The 20842-nt window shown below is 45.6% G+C and carries 13 protein-coding genes; 3 read left to right on the top strand and 10 right to left on the bottom strand.

Features of this window, described 5'->3' with window-relative positions; translation table 11 throughout:
- Positions 1-166: 166 nt before the first annotated feature.
- The 4 genes from QUA34_RS26800 to treZ form a co-directional block, all read right to left on the bottom strand.
- Entirely contained in the window at positions 167-679 is a 513-nt protein-coding gene (locus QUA34_RS26800; RefSeq protein ID WP_333324309.1) for a DUF4112 domain-containing protein, read from the bottom strand.
- Positions 680-876: 197 nt separating this feature from the next.
- A complete protein-coding gene (dnaK, locus tag QUA34_RS26795; RefSeq protein WP_333390160.1) occupies positions 877-2784 on the bottom strand; it encodes a molecular chaperone DnaK in 1908 nt (635 codons plus the stop codon).
- Positions 2785-3448: 664 nt separating this feature from the next.
- Positions 3449-6244 (bottom strand): malto-oligosyltrehalose synthase, encoded by a 2796-nt coding sequence (treY, locus tag QUA34_RS26790; protein ID WP_333324375.1) that lies wholly within the window; start codon positions 6242-6244, stop codon positions 3449-3451.
- 243 nt (positions 6245-6487) lie between these two features.
- Positions 6488-8311, bottom strand: coding sequence for a malto-oligosyltrehalose trehalohydrolase (treZ, locus tag QUA34_RS26785; RefSeq protein ID WP_333390158.1), 1824 nt, complete (start codon positions 8309-8311; stop codon positions 6488-6490).
- A gap of 313 nt (positions 8312-8624) precedes the next feature.
- Between treZ and QUA34_RS26780 the strand changes: the two genes are divergently transcribed.
- Both QUA34_RS26780 and QUA34_RS26775 read left to right on the top strand, forming a co-directional pair.
- A complete protein-coding gene (locus tag QUA34_RS26780) occupies positions 8625-10685 on the top strand; it encodes an amylo-alpha-1,6-glucosidase (protein ID WP_333390156.1) in 2061 nt (686 codons plus the stop codon).
- A gap of 35 nt (positions 10686-10720) precedes the next feature.
- Positions 10721-11761: a glucokinase gene (locus QUA34_RS26775; RefSeq protein ID WP_333324302.1), complete on the top strand. Its 1041-nt coding sequence runs from the start codon at positions 10721-10723 to the stop codon at positions 11759-11761.
- An 84-nt stretch (positions 11762-11845) separates the two neighbouring features.
- On the opposite strand, the gene QUA34_RS26770 is transcribed toward QUA34_RS26775, so the two are convergent.
- The 6 genes from QUA34_RS26770 to QUA34_RS26745 form a co-directional block, all read right to left on the bottom strand.
- Positions 11846-12295 (bottom strand): EVE domain-containing protein, encoded by a 450-nt coding sequence (locus QUA34_RS26770; protein ID WP_333324300.1) that lies wholly within the window; start codon positions 12293-12295, stop codon positions 11846-11848.
- Complete coding sequence (locus QUA34_RS26765; RefSeq protein WP_333390153.1) at positions 12292-12783, bottom strand: SRPBCC family protein; 492 nt, start codon at positions 12781-12783, stop codon at positions 12292-12294. Before QUA34_RS26765 ends, QUA34_RS26770 begins: the two co-directional genes overlap by 4 nt.
- Positions 12784-12842: 59 nt before the next feature.
- Positions 12843-15203, bottom strand: coding sequence for an ATP-binding cassette domain-containing protein (locus tag QUA34_RS26760; protein ID WP_333390151.1), 2361 nt, complete (start codon positions 15201-15203; stop codon positions 12843-12845).
- Positions 15204-15299: 96 nt separating this feature from the next.
- Positions 15300-17054 (bottom strand): ABC-ATPase domain-containing protein, encoded by a 1755-nt coding sequence (locus tag QUA34_RS26755; RefSeq protein ID WP_333390149.1) that lies wholly within the window; start codon positions 17052-17054, stop codon positions 15300-15302.
- Positions 17055-17190: 136 nt separating this feature from the next.
- On the bottom strand, positions 17191-18231 hold the full coding sequence (locus QUA34_RS26750; protein WP_333390147.1) for a M20/M25/M40 family metallo-hydrolase: 1041 nt from the start codon (positions 18229-18231) through the stop codon (positions 17191-17193).
- A 352-nt stretch (positions 18232-18583) separates the two neighbouring features.
- A complete protein-coding gene (locus tag QUA34_RS26745) occupies positions 18584-19162 on the bottom strand; it encodes a hypothetical protein (protein ID WP_333390145.1) in 579 nt (192 codons plus the stop codon).
- Positions 19163-19958: 796 nt separating this feature from the next.
- Between QUA34_RS26745 and QUA34_RS26740 the strand changes: the two genes are divergently transcribed.
- Positions 19959-20783 (top strand): PAS domain-containing protein, encoded by an 825-nt coding sequence (locus tag QUA34_RS26740; protein ID WP_333390143.1) that lies wholly within the window; start codon positions 19959-19961, stop codon positions 20781-20783.
- The last annotated feature ends 59 nt before the right edge of the window (positions 20784-20842 follow it).

Below are 20842 nucleotides of genomic sequence, written 5' to 3'. Positions count from 1 at the left end.
TTGTTGAGGCATAAAAAAAAGCAACGCACCATACGGGTCGTTAAAGCCAGATGTTTTTCCATGCCCGTAATCATCCTCAAGGATGATTTTTTAGGAAAACTTTCCCCGATTATCTGCTATTAATATGACACAAAGAGAGTGATTTATCTTGCTCATCAAACCCCAATTAACGCCCTGTAATTACTTGAAAGAGCCATCCAAAAAGCATCACACTCAAGAAAATCACGCCTCCGACAATTAATATCAAACCCAACAGCAACGCCGCCACAAATAGCCAATCGGCTTTTTTGCCTTGTTCAGGGGAACCTAAATGAGCATCCAGCAATTCTATATTTTTGACATTAGCTTTCCAAGCAACATCCACCAAATCTCCGGCTACCGGTACAGTACCAGCCACTGTATCAAATACGATATTAGCTGCCATTTTTACTAAGGTCTCTTGAGGCACTCCCATTTGAGCGGATTTGAAGACAACATATCCTGCAAAAATTGAACTGATTACATCGCCGCCGCCCGGTATCAGTCCCAATATCGGATCGAGTCCGATGCGGTACTTTGTGCCGGGAATCGGAATTGCATTGTCTAGTAAATGGCTGATCCGGCGCAGTCGGCGCAAGGATGCTACATGAGATGGGCTGGGGTTATTTGGGGAGGAATTTTGTATAGGAGAACGTGACATTTAATGGCTCTCGATTGCGATATTACTGCTAGTTTATGATATTTATTGAAGCATATTCAATTTTTTTCACTATGCCTCAAGCAGATTTTTACTGATTTTGGGCGATCGCCTTTTGTTTGTTTTTGAATGCACAGAAACCCGGTTTCTGTTCAAAACCGGGTTTCTTGCTTCTAGCTGGGGGCTTTTAATTTAGCCTGTTATTTGTTGCCTTCAGTGAAGTCGGCGTCAATCACGTCGTCGCCGCCGCCTGTCGGGCCACCGTCTCCGTAGCCGCCGGGGCCACCAGGGCCGTCAGTTGGGCCGCCTGCTTGCTGGTACAGGTTGCTGCTGACAGCGTAGAATGCTTGCTGCAACTCTGTTGTTAGGGTTTTGATGCGATCGTCATCTTCGCTCTCGATCGCGGATCGCAAGTCTTTAAGCAACCCTTCAATCTTAGTTTTGTCATCAGCGGGAACTTTATCGCCCAATTCTGCTAACTGCTTCTCGATTTGATAGGCTTGAGAATCAGCTTGGTTTTTGCGATCGATCCTTTCGCGACGTTCCTTGTCAGCAGCCGCATTCGCCTCGGCTTCCTTGACCATTTTCTCGACTTCATTGCTGGGCAAAGTAGAAGCACCAGTAATGCTAATCGATTGCTCCTTGCCAGTACCTTTATCCTTAGCAGCTACATTCAAAATACCGTTAGCATCGATATCGAAAGTAACTTCAATTTGAGGTACGCCACGGGGGGCTGGAGGAACTCCATCTAAGCGGAAGGTTCCCAAATCCTTGTTATCATTCGCCATTTCCCGTTCGCCTTGCAAAACGTGAATTTCCACGTTTGTTTGGCCGTCTACAGCAGTCGAGAAAGTTTCCGACTTCTTGGTAGGAATAGTGGTGTTGCGGGGAATGATTTTGGTCATCACGCCACCCAAGGTTTCGACGCCGAGAGACAGCGGAGTAACGTCGAGCAACAGAATGTCTTTGACTTCGCCGGAAAGTACGCCGGCTTGAATTGCTGCACCGACTGCGACCACTTCGTCCGGGTTTACCGTTTGGTTGGGGTCTTTGCCAAGGAGTTTTTTAACCAGTTCTTGCACCGCAGGAATGCGCGTAGAACCACCAACTAAGACGACTTCATTAATTGCAGATTTGTCTAGTTTGGCGTCGCGGATCGCATTTTCTACGGGGATGCGGGAGCGATCGATCAAATCCGAGCACAGTTCTTCAAACTTGCCCCGAGTCAAAGTCGTGTCCAAGTGTTTTGGCCCGTCTTGAGTCGCGGTAATAAACGGCAGGTTGATTTCTGCTTGGGTAACGCTTGAAAGCTCAATCTTGGCTTTTTCTGCTGCTTCCGTCAGGCGTTGCAGTGCTTGTTTGTCTTTGCGAAGGTCAATGCCTTCGGCTCTTTGGAATTCATTAGCGATGAAATCAACAATTTTTTTATCGAAATCGTCACCGCCGAGGTGAGTGTCTCCAGAAGTTGCTAACACTTCAAACACGCCGTCGCCTACTTCGAGAATAGATACGTCGAAAGTACCGCCACCTAAGTCAAATACGAGGATGGTTTCGTTGCTCTTTTTATCTAACCCGTAAGCTAAAGCTGCTGCTGTAGGTTCGTTAATAATCCGCAGCACTTCTATACCGGCAATTTTTCCCGCGTCTTTCGTAGCTTGGCGCTGGGAGTCGTTAAAGTAAGCGGGAACAGTAATTACCGCTTGGGTAACAGTTTCGCCGAGGTATTTGCTGGCGTCTTCTACGAGTTTGCGGAGAACTTGTGCAGAAATTTCTTCTGGGGCAAATTGCTTGCCACGGGCGGGACAGTCTAGTTTGAGGCTGTTGCCGACTTTGAGAACTTTGTAGGAAACTTCAGTGGTTTCGTGGGTTACTTCATCAACCCGACGCCCGATAAACCGTTTTACTGAGTAAAAGGTGTTTTCGGCATTCATCACGGCTTGACGCTTGGCGATTTGTCCGACAAGTTGATCCCCATTTTTAGCGTATGCTACTACAGAAGGTGTGGTGCGACCCCCTTCGGCGTTGGCTATGACGGTGGGTTTGCCGCCTTCCATAACTGCGACGCAGGAGTTTGTCGTACCTAAGTCAATTCCAACTACTTTTCCCATAGGGGTGTTCCGGCTCCAATCTCTACAAAATTTTGGTTTTCTATCTGTGTGATAGTCTGGTTATTCAGGACTGCGATTTCACCTGTGGGGGGTGTACGGATAGTGAGTCCTGCTTTAATACAGTCTTAGATAGGTGCTTATCTCTATACTGCGGGTGGTTAGACCAGGCGATGAAGGCGTGTTTACCGAACCTTTTGGGGGACGGTTGCATTCATGAGGTTTGCACCGCTACAGTTGTTGACTGCTTTTCTTTACTCTTCCTAATGTACGGGGTTGGAGCGATTCGGGTATTGTGGCAAACCGTATACGTTGTGTTGTATTTGCCGTCTTTGTTGTATAAATTTTGTTTGGTTGGTAGGGGCGATCCGTTTTTTGGCTTCAAATCAGGTTTAATATCATTTCCGGTTACACTCATACATGATGTTGACGGTTGACGGTTGACAGTGGACAGTGAACAGTCAACAGTGAACAGCGAACTTGAATTTACTATTCCGATGCTAACGGATTTGATATAACATCAATTCTAAAAAGGGACAGGGCAATGCCCTGTCCCTACCCGTTTACTTCCAGGCTGTGCCGGGGAAGGAATATTTTATTGAGGGAGAGCCTCAAGTCCGCCTCCTGGGAATCTCGGAAAATTAGTGAATTTTCCAGCTTTTCATTGCTATTTTTTACCGATCAGCAGAGCTGCCGGAAAGTAACTGAGAGCGTCACCAATTGCCAACGTACCGTTACTTTCTACCGCCTGATTTGTAATTGCATCTTTCCAAACCGACGGCATTTGCTCGGATAATTTCAAATTAGTATCTTTCCAGACTTGTTTGCCGATCGGCATTTCTTCCGGTTTGACAATTCCCGTCAAAAACCGGGGAGCAATGACAATAACTGTAGTCTCTCCAAAGCTTCTGGCAAAGGCAACAACATTATCTTTAAACGTGCCAACTGCTTCCAGGGGCAGATAATCGCCAGATTGAAAAACTTGCAAGTATTTTTTTCTCGCTTCTAGCGCTCTTGCCGTCAAAAACAACTTAATTCTCGCGTCTTCTCGCGTCGCAATCAAATCTTCAACCAGTTGCAAAATATCCGTCTGAGCTTGCTCTTTAATTTCCCCCAAAACCTCGATTCTGCGCTCAAAATCCACGGGACGGCGGTTATCCGGATCGACGTGGCTTAAATCCCAGAATTCCGTCCCTTGATAAATGTCGGGAACGCCCGGGGACGTGATTTTCAGCAGCGTTTGAGATAAAGAATTGAAAATTCCGTAATTAGCTACTTTTTTACAGAAAGGTGTAAATTTGTTGAGAAACTGATTTTGTTCCGAAGGTTCGAGAACGGTATCGACAAAGGTCATAAAACCAGCTTCGTAATCGTTATCCGGTCTCAGCCAAGCCGTATAAACTTTGGCTTCACGGACAGCTTTAATCACATAATCTTTCAGGCGATGGACATAATCAGTGTTTTCAATTCCCTCAAAGGGAAAACTGCCGAGCAGAGTTTGGTACAGGAAGTATTCGTCATTAGTATCGGGAACCATTCGATTCGCAAAGTTGACTTTCTTAGAAGAGTTTACCTCTCTCCAAGACCTGACTTGCTGTTCCCATTCATCGGGAATTTCTGACAAAACGTTTATTCTGGCTCGCACATCTTCGCCACGTTTGGTATCGTGGGTAGCTGTAGCATTCATTTTGTGCGGCCAAGCGACTTGCTGTTGTTTGTTGAACTCGTGAAAATCTCCCAGCGACACGCCGAACTGACTGGGATTTCCTCCCACTTCGTTGAGGGATAAAAGCCGATAGTAGACGTATAAAAGCGTGTCTTCAACGCCTTTTGCCATTAATGGGCCCGTCAACTGCTGGAGTTTCATTACAAAGTGCCGACGCTGCTCTTTTTGTTCTGGTGTTAGAGTTTCTTCTTCTTCCAGTAACAGCACCGTTTCGATAAATTTAAGTTCCTTGAGGAGTCTGGGTGCTTGTTGTTTGGCATGGGCGATCGCATATTGTACGTAAGTGCGATCGGACTCTCTCAAACCGTCTTGATTGATGTAAGTTCGGTAGACTGGAAAAATCGTCAAAACCGCCGCCAATGCTTTTTCCAAACCGGGACGAGTAAAGTCGTTTCCCTGTCTGGATTGACCCGAGATATTCTTCAAAAGTTGAGCTAGATTGTCTACATCTCCCGCCAAGTTTTTCTCAACAATCAGCCCTTTTTTATCTAAAAACAACTGTTCATAGGGAACATTCAAGCGAGTAAATCTCTGATATATTTCGCTAAATTGCTGTTCGCGATCGCAACGACAAAAAACGCCGTTTACGTAATTCAAAAAGTCGTAGCCGCTCGTTCCCTCAATCGGCCAATATGACGGCAAATCTTCTTCGTGTTCCAGAATTTTTTCAACAGTAATGTAAGTATCTCCGACTTTCTCCCGGAGTCGTTTCAAATATTCTGTGGGGTCGTAAAGTCCGTCGATGTGGTCGATTCTCAATCCGGTAAACTTTCCCTCATCAACCATGTCGAATATCAGAGCATGGTTTTTGTGAAAAACTTTAATCTCTTCAACTTTTACCGAAATAAGTTCGTTGACCGTAAAAAACCTTCGGTAGTTAATTTCTTCTGCCCCCACTTTCCAGAAAGACAGACGGTAAAACTGCTCGGAAAGCAAATCGTCTAGCAGATTAAAGCTTTCGGCATTTCCCTTTTCTCCGTTAAAAACTTTGATATTTTCATCAATGAATTCCTGTACAAGGGGATTTTGGTTGTAGAGTTCCCACAGCAGTCCTTTAACAAAAGCTATCTGATCGTATCGGGTTTTACCTTTAGTTTCTGAAGGTGTATTTTTAATCAAATAAAGAATTCCTAAAAACTTGATAAAATCTGGATGGCGTCTGCCTAATTCTCTGGCTAAATGCCCCAAATTATGACTAATAAATTTAGCATAAGATTCAATTCTTACGGGCAATTGTAAGCTATAATAATTGATGCTCAGCCCATTTTCGCTGTATTTGAGTTGAATCTCGCCATTTTCCAAACACTCTCCATAAAAATTGCCCAGCAGCGGAGCCAGCACTCGACCTCTGAGATGTTCGTAAGCATGATTCCATTCAATATCAAAGTAATCGAAATAGTCGGAATCGGGCCCGTGTTCCAATACGTCTAACAGCAGCAAATTTTGAGTGTCGTAAGCCATGTGATTCGGGACAATATCTTGCAGCCATCCCATGTTCCGTTTCTTGATTTCGTATGTGAGGGCTTCAAAATTTTCTGAGGTTCCCAATTCGGGATTGAGCTGATTTGAGTCAACGACATCGTATCCGTGAGAGCTGCCTTTTCTGGCTTTAAATATCGGTGAAGCGTAAAGGTCAGTAATTCCTAAATCTTCTAGATAGCTAAGGATTTGTTTGGCGGCTTCAAAGTTAAAACCTCCATGAAATTGAATCCGATAAGTTGTTGTGGGAATTCTCATCATGTTAATTTTACTCCTGCTTGTTTAGGGTTTTCTTTTTTAATATTATGAGGCAGAGCCTCCTCTACTGCATTCCCCGGCAGAGGCTGGGAACGAGAGAGGATCTGCCTCCCGTTTATTGTGGGACTCGATTCTGCGGCATAGCCTGAGAACAAACGAGAGAGGTTCTGTCTCCTGTTTCTTCTTCCTGGGTTCTGCCTGGGAACGCCTGTATTGGAGGCTTTGCTTCCCGTTTTAATTACTTTACTTTAATTCATAGAGTGCGAAACTCTGCGGTTTAACGGTCAATTTTTGCTCTGAATTTATCTTTTCAGGCAAGCTAGAACCTGAACCCATCCATTTTTCATCAGCAGAGTCTAAAATTTTGTGACCTTTGCCCTGGGGAAGTGCAGCCGTAAAAGCTACCTCTTGCCTGTTGAAGTTTAGAATGCAGAATATCTGGCTGTCATCTGTCCATCGACGTAGAAATAAGATTTTTTCCGCTTCAATGCTGGACACTTCTAAACTGTTTTTGTCTAGTTTTTTAAGGGCTGGTATTGTCCGCCGCAGTTGAATCAAATGTTGGTGCCATTCCCAAAGGATTTTGTGTTTGCCTTGGGTTTGTTTTTCCCAGTTTAACTTACACTTATCGAAAGTCTCAGGACTCTGGGGATCGTGAAACTCGCCTCGGCCTTCAAAGATTTTAAATTCTTGTTGTTTGTCTTTGCGGATAGCTTCAATTAAGTTTTCATCCGAGTGGGAAACGAAGTAAAAAAACGGTGCTTCTTCTCCGTATTCTTCTCCCATAAAAAAGAAGGGAATGTAGGGAGAAATTAAGACTGTGCCGGCTGCAAGTTTTAATCCTTCCAAGTCAACTATTTTGGATAGTCTGTCTCCCAAAATGCGGTTGCCGATTTGGTCGTGGGTTTGGGCAAACACCAAAAATTTATGACCCGGTTCATCCTTAACAGAATTGCCGTGTTTCCGCTTTCTGTGGGGGGCGTACTGGCCGGAGTAAACAAAGCTTTCTTTGAATGCTTTTTCTAAGTGTTCGCACTTGCCGAAATCTTGGTAGTATCGGTCGTTTTCTCCGGTGAGCAAGGCGTGCAGTGCGTGGTGGAAATCATCGCACCATTGGGCGTCTAATCCGAAGCCACCAAGTTCTTTAGGACGTATAGTGCGGACATCATTTAAGTCACTTTCGGCTATTAAGTAAAGTTGCCGTCCTAGTTCTTGGGAAATATCGGCTGTGGCATCGGATAGTTCTTGTAAAAAAGGTCTGGCACCTACTTCAAATATTGCTTGAATTGCATCTAATCTCAGGGCATCGATGTGATAGTCTCGAAACCAGTAGAGGGCGTTTTCAATAAAGTAGTTGCGTACGCCGTCGCTGTAGGCATCGTCGAAGTTGAGGGGGTCTCCCCAAATTGAGCCGTATTTTGAGGTAAAGTAGGGGCCGAAGTCCCTGAGATAATTTCCTTCGGGGCCGAGGTGGTTGTAAACTACATCGAGAATTACTGAAATGCCGTGTTTGTGGCAGGCGTTGACGAGTGTTTTGAAGCCTTCGGGGCCGCCGTAGGAGTTTTGAACGGCGTAGGGATATACGCCGTCATATCCCCAGTTGCGCTCGCCAGGAAATTGGGCTACTGGCATTATTTCGATGGCGTTGATTCCCAATTCTTTAAGTTGTTTTAGCTGGGGAATTATTGCTTCAAATGTTCCGGCTTGGGTGAATGTGCCGACGTGCAGTTCGTAAATAATCATTTCGGCTAGCGGCACGCCTTGCCAATTTGTGTCTGTCCAAGTAAAAATATTTTCATCTATTACTTGCGACGGAGCGTGTACGCCTTGGGGTTGATATTTTGAGGCTGGGTCTGGTCGCTCAGTTTTTCCTTCGATTTGGTAAGTGTAAAGGGTTCCTGGTTCGATGTCTGTAGCTGTGGTTTGCCAATAACCTTCTGCCGATTGTTGCAGGGGTATCAGGCGTTGTTTTGGGGAAACAATTTGGACTGCCATTTGTTTGAGGGTGGGCGCCCAAACGGTAAATTCACATTGGTTATTGCCGAGGTAATTTGCTCCTATCTTCACTTTGAGCTGTTCTCCTTATAAAATAGGTTTGTAGTTCGATCGCCCGACGCGCTATCAAATGCTTGCCCTTAACGTTCAGCGCCTGTTTAGACGGTAATATTACTTAATATAACAAACAACTAACTTTAGACAGAGGCATCAAAAGCTAAAATCGTGTAAGGGGCAGTAGCAGTTAGTTATGTCTAAATTAGAGCATGAATCCGCACGGGGGCGATCGCCAAATTAACGGTCTGGAAGCGTTAATATTTCTGGTTGATATCATGTCGAAAATCTACCTAAAGATAGGTCAAAAATCAGCGCGAGTGTGGATTTTATGGTTATGGCTTTTGGACGGGAAATCTGCTGCAATCTCGACTCGGCGGAGTCTCGCGAGTGGTTGGTCACAAACGGGATCGGCGGTTACGCTAGCGGGACGATCGCAAATCTCCTCACCCGCCGCTATCACGGCTTGCTGGTAGCCGCCCTCAAACCCCCGCTGGGACGCACTTTGATGCTCGCCAAGCTGGACGAGACGGCTGTGTATCACGATCGCGCATATCCGCTTTATACAAACCGTTGGGCCGACGCGACGATGGAACCCCACGGCTACAAATACATCGAAAGCTTTCACCTCGAAGGCACGACGCCTGTTTGGAGGTTTGCTCTCGCCGACGCTATCCTGGAAAAGCGGATTTGGATGCAGCAAGGTGCTAACACAACATATATTCAATACCGCTTGCACCGCGCCTCACAACCGATCGCCCTCGCTGTCAAAGCCCTAGTCAACTATCGCGACTACCACCACACAACGAGCGCCGGCGACTGGCAGATGAGCCTAGAAACCTTGGAAAGCGGTGTTTGCGTGACGGCATTTCCCAAGGCGGCACCCCTGTACCTGCTGACAGATGCCGCACCAGAGGCCAACTTTCGAGTCTCTGCGCCCTTATACAATTGGCATTACGGATTGGATCTAGCAGCGGAAAAGCGGCGCGGATTGGATTACTGCGAGGATCACTTGCACGGGGCGACTTTTCACATGACGATCGCACCGGGAAGTTCTCTCACATTGATAGCCAGCACCGAGAAAAATACCGAACTCAACGGCGGTACAGCTTTAGAAGTGCGTCGCACTTATGACCAACAACTGCTGCAAAACTGGTCAAAAGTGAGCGAATCTCCCGACTGGATCAATCACTTAGTGCTAGCCGCCGACCAATTTATCGTCAGCCGCTCGCTACCGGAGGAACCCGAAGGCAAAACGATTATCGCCGGATATCCCTGGTTCAGCGACTGGGGGCGCGATACGACGATCGCCCTGCCAGGCCTCACAATCTGTACCGGGCGATGGGAAATTGCGCGATCGATTTTGCGGACATTTGCGCGGTATGTCGATCGAGGAATGCTGCCGAACCGCTTCCCGGATGCGGGCGGCGAACCGGAATACAACACCGCAGACGCCACCCTGTGGTACTTTGAGGCAATTCGCGCTTATATTGATGCCACGGGAGACGACGAACTTTTGACCGAACTCTGGCCGGTGTTATGTGAGATTGTTGACTGGCACTTGCAGGGTACTCGGTATAACATCCGCGTCGATCCCGATGACGGTTTAATCTACGCGGGCGAGAAGGGTGTGCAACTGACTTGGATGGACGCGAAAATCCGGGATTGGGTGGTGACACCCCGGATTGGTAAGCCGATCGAACTCAGCGCGCTTTGGTACAATGCTATACAAGCTATGGCAAGTTTTGCTCGAAAACTGGGCAAGCCTCACAATGAATACCAGCAATTGGGCGATCGAACAGCCGCCGGATTTCCTCGCTTCTGGAACGCCTCAACCGGTTACTGTTACGACGTTCTCGACGGTTTAGACGGACACGATGCCTCGCTGCGGCCCAACCAAATATTCGCCGTATCCTTGCCCCTAGACTCGATTCCTCCTCACTCCGCCAACTCCTTGTCAGCGGGGATGCGCCAGGAAACCCGCTATACACCGTTACTGACGCCCATCCAGCAGCGTGGCGTGGTGGACGCCTGCGCTCAACAGCTTCTAACTTCTGTCGGCCTCCGCAGCCTCTCGCCGCAGCACCCGCAATATCGCGGCACATACGGAGGCGACCAATTGCAGCGCGACAGCGCCTACCACCAGGGCACAGTTTGGGGCTGGCTGATTGGCCCCTTTGTCTTAGCGCACTTACACGTATACAAAGATCCAGCACAAGCGAGCGAATTCCTCGAACCGATGGCACATCATATAAGGGGCGGCGGAGTTGGCAGTCTGGGCGAAATTTTTGAGGGCGATGCCCCTCACTCGCCGCGAGGCTGCACGGCTCAAGCTTGGACTGTGGCTGAGGTGCTGCGGGCTTGGTTGGCAATTAATACTGTGGGTGTTTAAATGGGGAATGTTATCTTTGGTGGAAAAAGAGATTTATGGCATTATTATTAGCGGGCGATATTGGCGGAACTAAGACAATTTTGCGGTTAGTGGAAAGGACTGTTAACGGTGAAATGAACGCTCTTTACGAGTTTCGATATCCGAGCGGGGAGTTTCCCGATTTAGTGCCGATGGTGCAGCAGTTTTTGACGGAAGCTGCTACGAAATTGGATTTTGCGCCATTGCCTGAAAAAGCTTGTTTTGCGATCGCAGGCCCGGTGGTTAACAACACTGCAAAACTGACTAATTTGCCTTGGAGGCTAGATGCGAAGCGTCTGGAACAAGAATTAGGAATATCCCGCGTCACTTTAATTAATGATTTTGTTGCGGTTGGCTACGGGGTGTGGGGTTTGGATGCTAAAGATTTGCACATTTTGCAAGTCGGAAAACCCCGCCAACACGATCCAATTGCTGTTATTGGTGCGGGGACTGGTTTGGGAAATTGTTTTGCCGTTCCCGATGCAAATGGCATCAAGGTTTTTTCTTCGGAAGGGGGACACGGTGACTTTGCTCCTCGTTCGGAGTTGGAGTTTGAATTGCTGAAATATTTGTTAGCAAAACACGACATTCAAAGAATATCGATCGAGCGTGTAGTTTCGGGACAAGGGATTGTTTCAATTTACCAGTTTTTGCGGGACAGAAAGTTTGCTCCTGAATCGCCGGAGGTAGGGGAAGTTATCAAAAAATGGGAGTCAGAAATAGGGAAAACTGAAAAAACTGTCGATCCGGGGGCGACAATTGCACAGGCGGCACTCAAAAAGTGCGATCGGCTTTCGGAACAAACTATGCAAATGTTTGTAGAAGCTTACGGTGCAGTGGCGGGAAATCTGGCTGTGACACTGTTACCTTACGGCGGTTTGTACGTAGCTGGCGGCATCGCTGCTAAGATTTTGCCGCTGATTCTAGAAGGGGGTTTTATGCGAGCGTTTACGCACAAAGGCCGGATGGATTCGCTGTTAGAAATGATGCCAGTTCGATTGGTTTTGAATCCCAATGTAGGGTTAATTGGTGCGGCTGTTTGTGCGGCCGGTCTTTAGTTAATAATTGTAGGGTGCGTCAGCTTTAAGCTTATAAATCTTTGAAAAAATAATGCTCTGCTGACGCACCCTACTTAGCTATAGTTATGTCATCTTCAAAATCTTCTCAGCAGCACCTTCAGACACCGGCATCACCGATAACCGATTGCCTTTCCTCACCAGCAAAATCTCATCAGCGCTAAACTTTTGTTTCAGTTCCTCCAAGGATATTAACTTAGCAAATTCCTCAACAAACTCAACTCTCACAGTTTGCCAGCGAGGTGCATCAAACTGCGATTTAGCATCATAATATTCGCTATTTATATCGAACTGAGTCGGGTCAGCAATTCCAGTTTCAACGACGCGCACTAAGCCAACAATTCCCGGTATTTTAGTATTAGAATGGTAAAAAAATACTAAATCTCCCCGACTCATTTCTCGCATAAAATTGCGGGCTTGATAGTTGCGAACGCCATCCCAAATGGAAGTGCGATCGTGCTTCAAATTCGCAATACTATAAACATCCGGTTCCGACTTCATTAGCCAATAATTCATACAATCTCTTCGCTGGGGTTAGCCAAATATTCTTGAATTTTATCTAAACACTGCTGCATAGCTTTTTGCATAAAAACCTGAACTATCAACAACCCAACGGGATAGAATACCGGACAAGTCAGCATAAAATAAAACTCCCAATCAATCCGAGTTCCCTTTGCTGTAGCAGTGAAATTCCAATCTCCGCCACCAGACTCAATGAGTAGAGAAATCGGAAACTTAAACCCTCTAACCAGTCGGTAGGTTTGTCTTTCTGGCTTTTTGAAAGTAATGATTTCTTCATCAATCACCGAAGTGTCGGAATTTTCTATCCGCCGCACGCCGCCTTCACGCATTTCTCCACCATCTGCCATCTCAGCTTTAATAATTGCTGGAATTGGGCCATATCCGCGAAAGACTTTGGGCAGATTTGACAGGGACGTAACAAAATCAAAGACTACTTCAGGCGAGGCAGCGATTTCTACTAATGCGTTGGTTTTAACTAACATTTATTCCTCCCCGCATCTGATTTGATAATGAACTGTGAATTAAAAAGGCGTAATTTTAATTATAAAATATCCTTCCGCTTCTGCAACCACAGAGTCAACATCAAATAAACGAAAATATGCACGCACAAAATAGCCCAATTTAAACTCAAATTTTCCCAGGTTGGATCGTAAACAGGAGTAGGCTCAAACGGCTGAGGAAGCGTACTCCCGTCCGGTAATGTAGTAGGTGCGGGAACCATCGCATTCACATTAACTAAAGAGCCGTAAGCACCCACAGACCAGCGGCTTAACATCAGCCAAGAAAACTTGCTTGCCGCACCTTCCATCTTAAACAAAACTCCAGAAAAAATAATTTGAGGCAGCAATAAGAGAGGCAAAGCGCTATTAGCTTGAGAGCTATTTTTAACAATCGCTGAAACCACTAAGCCGAGGCTTATGCAGCTCATCAAAGTTAGGAATGTGGTAATAGTTGCCCCCATCGCCCAGGAAATTAAACTCGGTTCGGGGGATTTAAAAACAATCAGAATAACTCCTACCATTAAGAGTGTTTGCAATACTGCCAAACCAGAAAGTATAAAATATTTTGAACCTAAATAAGCCAACAATCCTAAATTGACCAAACGTTCGCGCAAATAAATAGCAGATTCTTTAACAATTTCTTGCAGAGAAGTTGCCAGTCCTACCCAAATCGCCGCGCAGGTAAATACAAATAAAACTCTGAGCGCTAAAGGTGCTAAAGTTGCCTCCGGTGCGCCAATTAAGGGGTCTTTATCTCTGACGGCTAGCCGCAGCAAACTAATGCCGATCGGCGCTGTTAAAAGAGCTAAACTTAAGTTAATTAAGTCGCGGCAAACGAGTTGAAAATAGCGCTGGGCAAGCAAAACGAGTTGTTTTACAAAAGATTGAGATTTTGGTACAGAAGGTGCTGAAGGTATTTTTGCATTAGCCTTGCCTGTGCTGAAGTGGTTGACAATATAGCGCTGATAGTATGGAGATTTATTAAACTTTTCTGCCCAGCTTTGAACGTTGGTTTCTCCGGTTTCTAATTCGTTGTAAATGTCTGCAAAATCGCCCGTTTTGACATCGAAAAAATCGAGCGCTTCCCTAGGCTGGCCGAAGTAACAAAGGCGTCCGCCGCGACCCATAAAAACAATACGATCGCACATCGTGATATTTGCCGTCGCGTGAGTCACCAGAATCACCGTCCGGCCTTGATTTGCCAACTTTCGCAGTAGTTGCATCATCTTCTTATCCAAACCCGGATCGAGTCCTGAAGTCGGTTCGTCTAAAAAGAAAAGTTTCGGGTCTGCTAACAGTTCGACTCCGATACTGACTCGCTTTCGCTGTCCGCCGCTAAGCTGTTTTACCAAAGCCTTGCGACGGTGAGTCATTTCAATATCTTCTAAAGTTTTGGCGACTACCTGCTTAACATCTGTATCGGGAGGCAAGCGCAATTTAGCTGCATAACTCAAGACTTCTTCTACTGTCAAATCTGCGTGTACAATATCATCTTGAGGCACGTAACCGATTTGATTGCGGTAAATATTGAAGTTTTGGCGCAGGTTGTCACCGTTGAGAAACACAGCGCCGTTAGTAGTTTTTTCAATGCCTAAAAGCGTCCGCATTAAAGTAGATTTACCCGCACCGCTACCGCCGACTAAAGCCACAAACTGCCCCGGTTCGATCGCCAAAGTGATGTTATCCAAACGCTTCGGAATCACCAGACTGTCAGCATCCAAACGAATTTGATGGCCGGAGTCTTGCATCTGCAACTCACCGCTGCGGTAAGTTAGAGTAAACGGACCGATCCGAATGGCATCTCCCTCGGACAATTGTATAGAATTTGTGACTCGCTGACCGTTAACAAAAACCCCATTAACGCTGTGGTCTCGCAAAATATAATTACCGCGACTGTCTTGGTCGATTGTGGCGTGGCGTCTAGAAACAAGCGGCGCATCTAATTGCAGCGAAGCGTTTGGATCGCGGCCCAACAAAACCGACCGATTCTTAAGAAGAATTGACTGCTTGCTAGGGACAGCAACCTGATTCGCCATCGGATTAAAATAAGTCAGCAAAACTTGATTTTGAGGATCGAGACCGATTTTAATTTCTGTGCCGTTTTTCAGGCAATAACCGTCATTGGGAGTGATGCGAGTGCGATCGACAAATAAGCCATTAGTGCTCGGCCGCTGCCCGTCACCGTCGTAAATCCAGTAATTATCCCCAATTTGGCGCAAAACACCGTGAACGCCCGAAACTGCGCGCCAGGGTTCGGGAATGGCTAAATCAGCACGAGTGCGATCGCGCCCCAATACGTGCTGCTGCTGTTTTAACTCTAACTGTAAAACCTCGCCTTGATTGCTTAATACTATATAAGGTCGATCGCTTAAAGCAGTCAGTTGTCCTATATTACCTGTCATACTTCAATGGCGGTTTTTGCACTCACTTTTGTCAGCATATCAAAAAGTCATTAGTCATTAGTCATTAGTCAACAGTCATTAGTCAACAGTCAACCGTCAACCGTCAACCGTCATTTTGGCAACAACCGACAAACTACGAAGCCGATTAATTGCCGCAGCCAATTCAAAGCGCCGAAACATGGCCAAATCCCCTTCCGGAAAAGGCGATAAAATATCCATCCCCTGCGCGTCAATATCTGCAATCACCAAATCTATTATTTCCGACAAAGTGCGTTTTCCGTCCATGTATTGCTGCTTAGCATAAACCATTGCCGCAGCGATCGCCCTTAACTGTCCGCTGTCGACAATTTGCTCAACAGCACCCAAATCAATATCCTCAGTTCCGAAAGCCAATTCATCAACATCTCGCACCTTAACCCGCACATCTCGCCGTCCCCGACTCGGATCTAAACTAGCAGGAATCGGCACTCTTTGAGTAATCTCACCAAAAAGTTTTCCCCCTTCGGCAGCACGGCTAATCGAGTAATTTTTAGCAATTTCTTTAGCTTTTTCAGTCACATTATATGCTTGAAAGTTATCCATTGAAATCACAGTATCTGCAACCTCAAAATAATCGCCACTTCCCCCCATGACTAAAATAGTCGATACGCCATAATCTGCATACAATAGTCTCACTTTATCAATAAACGGCGTAATCGGTTCCTTATCCTTAGCGATGAGTTCCTGCATTCGGCGATCGCGAATCATGAAATTCGTCGCCGCCGTATCCTCATCCACCAATAAAACAGGCATTTTCCCCACTTCCAAAGCCTCAATAATGTTAGCAGCTTGCGACGTGCTACCGCTGGCATTTTCAGTATAAAATTGTGCAGTATCTCTACCTTGTGGCAAGTGGTTAATAAAAGGCGAAATATCCACTCCCGCCACACTTCTGCCATCTTCTGCTCTAATTTTAACCGCCGCCGGATTAGTCACCACAAATTCCCTACCATCTCCCGGAATTCGGTTGTAAACTCCCAACTCGATCGCCCTGAGTAAAGTTGACTTGCCGTGATAGCCGCCGCCAACAATCAAAGTAATGCCAGCGGGAATACCCATACCGGAAATCAAACCGCGATTCGGACAATTAAACTTAACTTTTAATGAGGGCGGCGACTGAAAAGCCACAGCATTATTTAACAAAGGACGGTTGTCAACACCCGTGCGGCGGGGCAAAATAGAACCGTTAGCCACAAACGCAACTAATCCTTTTTCAGCTAACTGTTCCCGCAGCCAGTCAGCATCTTCTACAGTTTCAACGTGACGGCGACATTCCCCAGCATTTAAGTTAGCATACTTCAGAGACTTGCTGACAATTTGCGGAATATCTTCGCACAGCATTTCAGCAGCTTGTCGCCCTAAAATACTGCGCCCGCCCGCTGGAAGTCCGACGGCAAATCGCACTTCAACTCCTCCTAAATCTTCGATATCGGATGTATTTGAGGAAATGATAAATGCGGAAGTTCGCTCTAAAACTTCTTGTCCGAAGCGAGTCACTGCAATCAAACCGCTTTTCCCAGTGCCGCGTTTGCTGCTGATGCTGTGTGCTGCTTGGTCAAACTGGCGAGTTAGGTAATCTCGCAAGGCTATTTCTCGACTGCGAGAGTTGAAATGTTCGCGGGGAATTTGAGCAATGTTTGGCGGAACTATGACTCTAAATTTACTGGGAGAAGCAAACGGATCTCCCTGCACGTAATCAATAATTAATGTGAATTCAGAAAAGTCGTAGTTACCTTGAATGTCTTTGTAGGCTTTGTAGCCTCGATTGTCTAGTTGCAGTAAATGCCGTTGCAGGGTTTCTTTGTTAGTCATTAGTCATTAGTCATTAGTCATTAGTTATTAGTGGGTCGTTGGCAGTCTCAATAACAGTCATCATGCCCAATGCCCCATGCCCCATGCCCCCTGCCCCATCCCCAATTCCCAATTGCCCATGCTCAATTCCCAATTACTAATTACCTAATTCCAATAATTTAGCCACGGCATTAACAACAATTTGAGCAGAACCGGCGAAAAAAGGTCGATCGATAGTGGCTAATGTATCGCTAGATTGGTGATAGTGGGGCGATCGCAAATTTGCAGTATCCGTCACCAACACAGCACCAATTCCTTTATACCAGAAAGGCGCGTGGTCGCTCCGCAAAACATCGGGAGTCAGCAACCCTTTCAGGGGAACCGGCAGCGCCACCACCGGCGGCAAATCGGCTTTTCCAGACTCCGCAAAACTTTTCAATAGCAGCGGATGTTCCGCATCCCCAATCACAGCGATAAACTCGCCTTTGTCGGGAGAAGTTACCCCCGATGCTTCTAGAAAAGGTTGCGCTGTCAATCCTTCGGGATATTGCTGGCATCCGGGCGTGCGGCAGGCATAACCTACCATATCTAGGACGATCGCTCCCTGCAAATTTTTTAACCGCGCGTCGCTACCTGTAAATGCTAAACTGCCTAAAAGTCCCATTTCTTCCCTATCGAAAAAAGCTACTTGCAATGTCCGAGGCGTGGGACGAGAACCCAGCAATCTTGCTACTTCTAAAACTACTGCAACTCCCGTCGCATTGTCGTCAGCGCCTGGGGAGTTTGGTACAGTATCGTAGTGTGCTGCCACTAAAATTGCACCCGCGTTTGAGTCAGTGCCTTTTCTCTCAGCGAAGACGTTGATTCCGCGATCGAACGGCTGCAAATCTGGGGAAAATCCTAATGTTTGCAGTTGTTTAGAAATGTAATCTCTAGTAAAAGAGCGATCTCGTTCTCCATCGCGTTCTCCTGCTAAACTATCGACGTGTTTCCACAAACGAGACGGGTCAATTTGGGGCTGAAAAAAAGTATTTTTTTCAGCAGGAAGCGGTAAAGGAGACGGGTTTTGGGAAGTGTGGATATTGCGATCGATCCCTAATTCGGGTACACCCGAAAACCGCTGCCACGAGTCAGAACGCCAACCCACAGCCGTCACCGCAACCAGAATAAATAGCGCTATCCAAATCAATTGTTTCATTAGTAAGTCTATTTGAGATTTTAGACACAGCTTACGCACTCATCGCTCTCATCAACCGGGTGTTTTAGCGGAAGCGAGGGCTGCAACAAAGTCTTTTCGTAAAACCCGGTTGATGTGTCCAGAACAGTTATATTTTAGATTTTAGATTGACACCAGAGTTAAAAATAAACCTGTTTCAAAAAAAGAAACTAAAAAATCTTAAAATTAGCTGCGCCAGAGGCAGTTTTGTATTTTTTCTCTAAAAAAGCAGGAAAATGCGTTGCAATGTTGCCGTCGAATCTGTCTTGCTTATTAGATGGTTCGACGGCGACATTCAAATCACTAATTTACCTTTAAATTTTACAAGTCAAAACTACTTTTTTTCCCACTCAATCTCCTTATTCTCCAATATCAACCCGCTGCTGCTTGGAACAGCGTAAGGAATAGTTGTTGCAGAAAATTTGACTATTTGAGTTGGTTGTTGAAACCACTCGGAATAACTCGGATTTAGTTGGTCGTACAGTGCTTTCAAAGCTTGAATTTCTACCTCTAGCTGCGCTGCGACTTGATTGATTCTGCGAGCTTGTGCTTGCAAGCGCTTTTCCCCGGTTTGAACAGTGTTTTCTACTTCTTGCCAGTGCTCTCCGGCCAGTATTTTTTCTAGTTCACCTTGCTTGTAATTGAGTAAAGCCTGTTTTTGTTGCAGTTGCTTTTCAATATTTTTAGTCTCTCGGTCAATTTCCTGGATTTGCTGCAACCACTGCTCCCCAAAAGCAGCAGTTTGCTGGTGGAACTCGGCAATGGCTTCAGGAGTATTATTTTTGGGAAAACTGACTGCCACTCGGCACTCAGAGCGCTGTACGCCAAGTTTTTCCCGCCACTCTTGCAGGGCGGTAACTTCTGCTTGCAGCGCGCGGACTTCTTTTTGGAGTTCTGGGATGGTCTGACTCATGGGTTCAATTAGGGGACCTCTGCATGGATTTTAAGCTAATTGTTTATTTTTCTAACAAATCCCGGTCGCCTGCTTGCGGGAATTATCTAATTTTAGCGCGCTTCCACCCAGTGTCTAGGCAGAATGGCGGATAATTTGTGGCACAATGGCTGATGACACATTTTAAATTAAGATTAAAATTGTAATTAGTTATAAAGCTCAGTTATTAGCTTGGTAAAATTTAATTTACAAATCCACATAAATTAATGGTGGCTGGGTTGGCCCAGGGTAGAAAAAGTTCGGCTAATTTTTTTTAGATTTATGGCGCATAAAAAGATTTATTTGAAATTATTAGGAGCTGGAGCAAATGAAAAGAATTTTTCAATTAATTTTGGGATCTTTCGCGGTTGCTCTTTTTGGTGTGGAATGTTGGATTAATCCAAAAATATTACCGACCAGTCTAGGAGATGAAGCTGGCACTCGCCCTGTAGAAGGGATTTTGGTTCGGTCTCAGAAACATAGCTATTTGCGATCGGCAGCCCGCCCCCTTACTTCTGCAAGCGCCCCATTATTTTTGGATAACTTATCCCAAATTGAGCCAGTAAAATTACCGAATTACAATTATATAGAATCTCAGGAAACTCCTAGAAAAGAAGCTACTATTAGATTCAAAACAATCGCTTATTACCTGATTTTTATTTGTGTACTAATCTCATTATTAATCAGGTGTAAAACAGTAAATAGCTTATCCAAGACGATCAGGTTAATCAAGCCGAAGTCTGACACAGAGAATGACAAGCTACCAAAAGGAGAAAAAGTGTTGTATCCAAAAAAAGAACAGGATATCTGGCATACTATTGCCCAAATGACCCAAGATTTGCAGCAAACTGCCGAATATGCCCTGGATATTTGCGAGGAAATGAACGTCTCGATAATTGCGACCACCCCCGGCGGTCATATCCTGTCGTTAAACCAAGCTACCTGTCAACTTTTGGGATACTCTAAAAAAGAGTTGTTAGGCAAACCAATAGCCGGACTTTTTAAGAAAAGTGAATCACCAGCCCCGGAGTTAGATTTAGGAAGTTTAACAGCCGAAGGTTCTGTCCACAACGTGGAAAAAGTCTACCTTTCTAAACAGCGAAAAAAAATAATTATACTGCTTTCTATTTCAATTATTCGCGACAGTCAAGGCAAGGTCAGCGGCAAGTTATATATAGCACAAGATATTACTGATAGCAAGAGGGCTGAAAGAAATTTGCGGCGCAGTGAAAAAAAGTTTCGCCAACTGATAGAAACTGTGAATGCTGTTGCATTTATCTATCACCGCAGACAGTTCCGCTATGTCAATGCTCGGACAGAAGCTCTGACAGGATATACTCGCGAAGAATTACTAGCATTGGATTTATACGACTTAATTCATCGAGATTTTCTAGAAATAGTTAAAAATTGGGGTAAATTCAGCCACGCGCGCTCAATTCCAGGCTCAAAATATGAATTAATAATTCTCACGAAAACCGGAGAAATGCGCTGGATTGAAGCAACTGTAGATATTATCAAATTTGAAAAAAAAGCCTCAATATTAATCACAGCGTTCGACATCAGCGATCGCAAATTAGCAGAGTTAGTAAGGATTCAGGTCTAAATTTGAGGAATTAAAGATGGTTCTTGCAGATCTGGATTAACCATCGCTTTTATAGCTTG

This window comes from Microcoleus sp. POL10_C6 (assembly GCF_036701585.1).
Taxonomy (GTDB): domain Bacteria; phylum Cyanobacteriota; class Cyanobacteriia; order Cyanobacteriales; family Microcoleaceae; genus Microcoleus.
This window is presented reverse-complemented; position numbering and strand designations above follow the sequence as displayed.

What these genes read in the sequence shown, in the direction of transcription:
- QUA34_RS26780 (WP_333390156.1), top strand. Translation starts at nt 8,625, where the DNA reads ATGGTTATGGCTTTTGGACGGGAAATCTGCTGCAATCTCGACTCGGCG.
- dnaK (WP_333390160.1), bottom strand. Translation starts at nt 2,784, where the DNA reads ATGGGAAAAGTAGTTGGAATTGACTTAGGTACGACAAACTCCTGCGTC.
- treY (WP_333324375.1), bottom strand. Translation starts at nt 6,244, where the DNA reads ATGAGAATTCCCACAACAACTTATCGGATTCAATTTCATGGAGGTTTT.
- QUA34_RS26775 (WP_333324302.1), top strand. Translation starts at nt 10,721, where the DNA reads ATGGCATTATTATTAGCGGGCGATATTGGCGGAACTAAGACAATTTTG.
- QUA34_RS26755 (WP_333390149.1), bottom strand. Translation starts at nt 17,054, where the DNA reads ATGACTAACAAAGAAACCCTGCAACGGCATTTACTGCAACTAGACAAT.
- QUA34_RS26765 (WP_333390153.1), bottom strand. Translation starts at nt 12,783, where the DNA reads ATGTTAGTTAAAACCAACGCATTAGTAGAAATCGCTGCCTCGCCTGAA.
- QUA34_RS26770 (WP_333324300.1), bottom strand. Translation starts at nt 12,295, where the DNA reads ATGAATTATTGGCTAATGAAGTCGGAACCGGATGTTTATAGTATTGCG.
- QUA34_RS26760 (WP_333390151.1), bottom strand. Translation starts at nt 15,203, where the DNA reads ATGACAGGTAATATAGGACAACTGACTGCTTTAAGCGATCGACCTTAT.
- QUA34_RS26750 (WP_333390147.1), bottom strand. Translation starts at nt 18,231, where the DNA reads ATGAAACAATTGATTTGGATAGCGCTATTTATTCTGGTTGCGGTGACG.
- QUA34_RS26800 (WP_333324309.1), bottom strand. Translation starts at nt 679, where the DNA reads ATGTCACGTTCTCCTATACAAAATTCCTCCCCAAATAACCCCAGCCCA.
- QUA34_RS26745 (WP_333390145.1), bottom strand. Translation starts at nt 19,162, where the DNA reads ATGAGTCAGACCATCCCAGAACTCCAAAAAGAAGTCCGCGCGCTGCAA.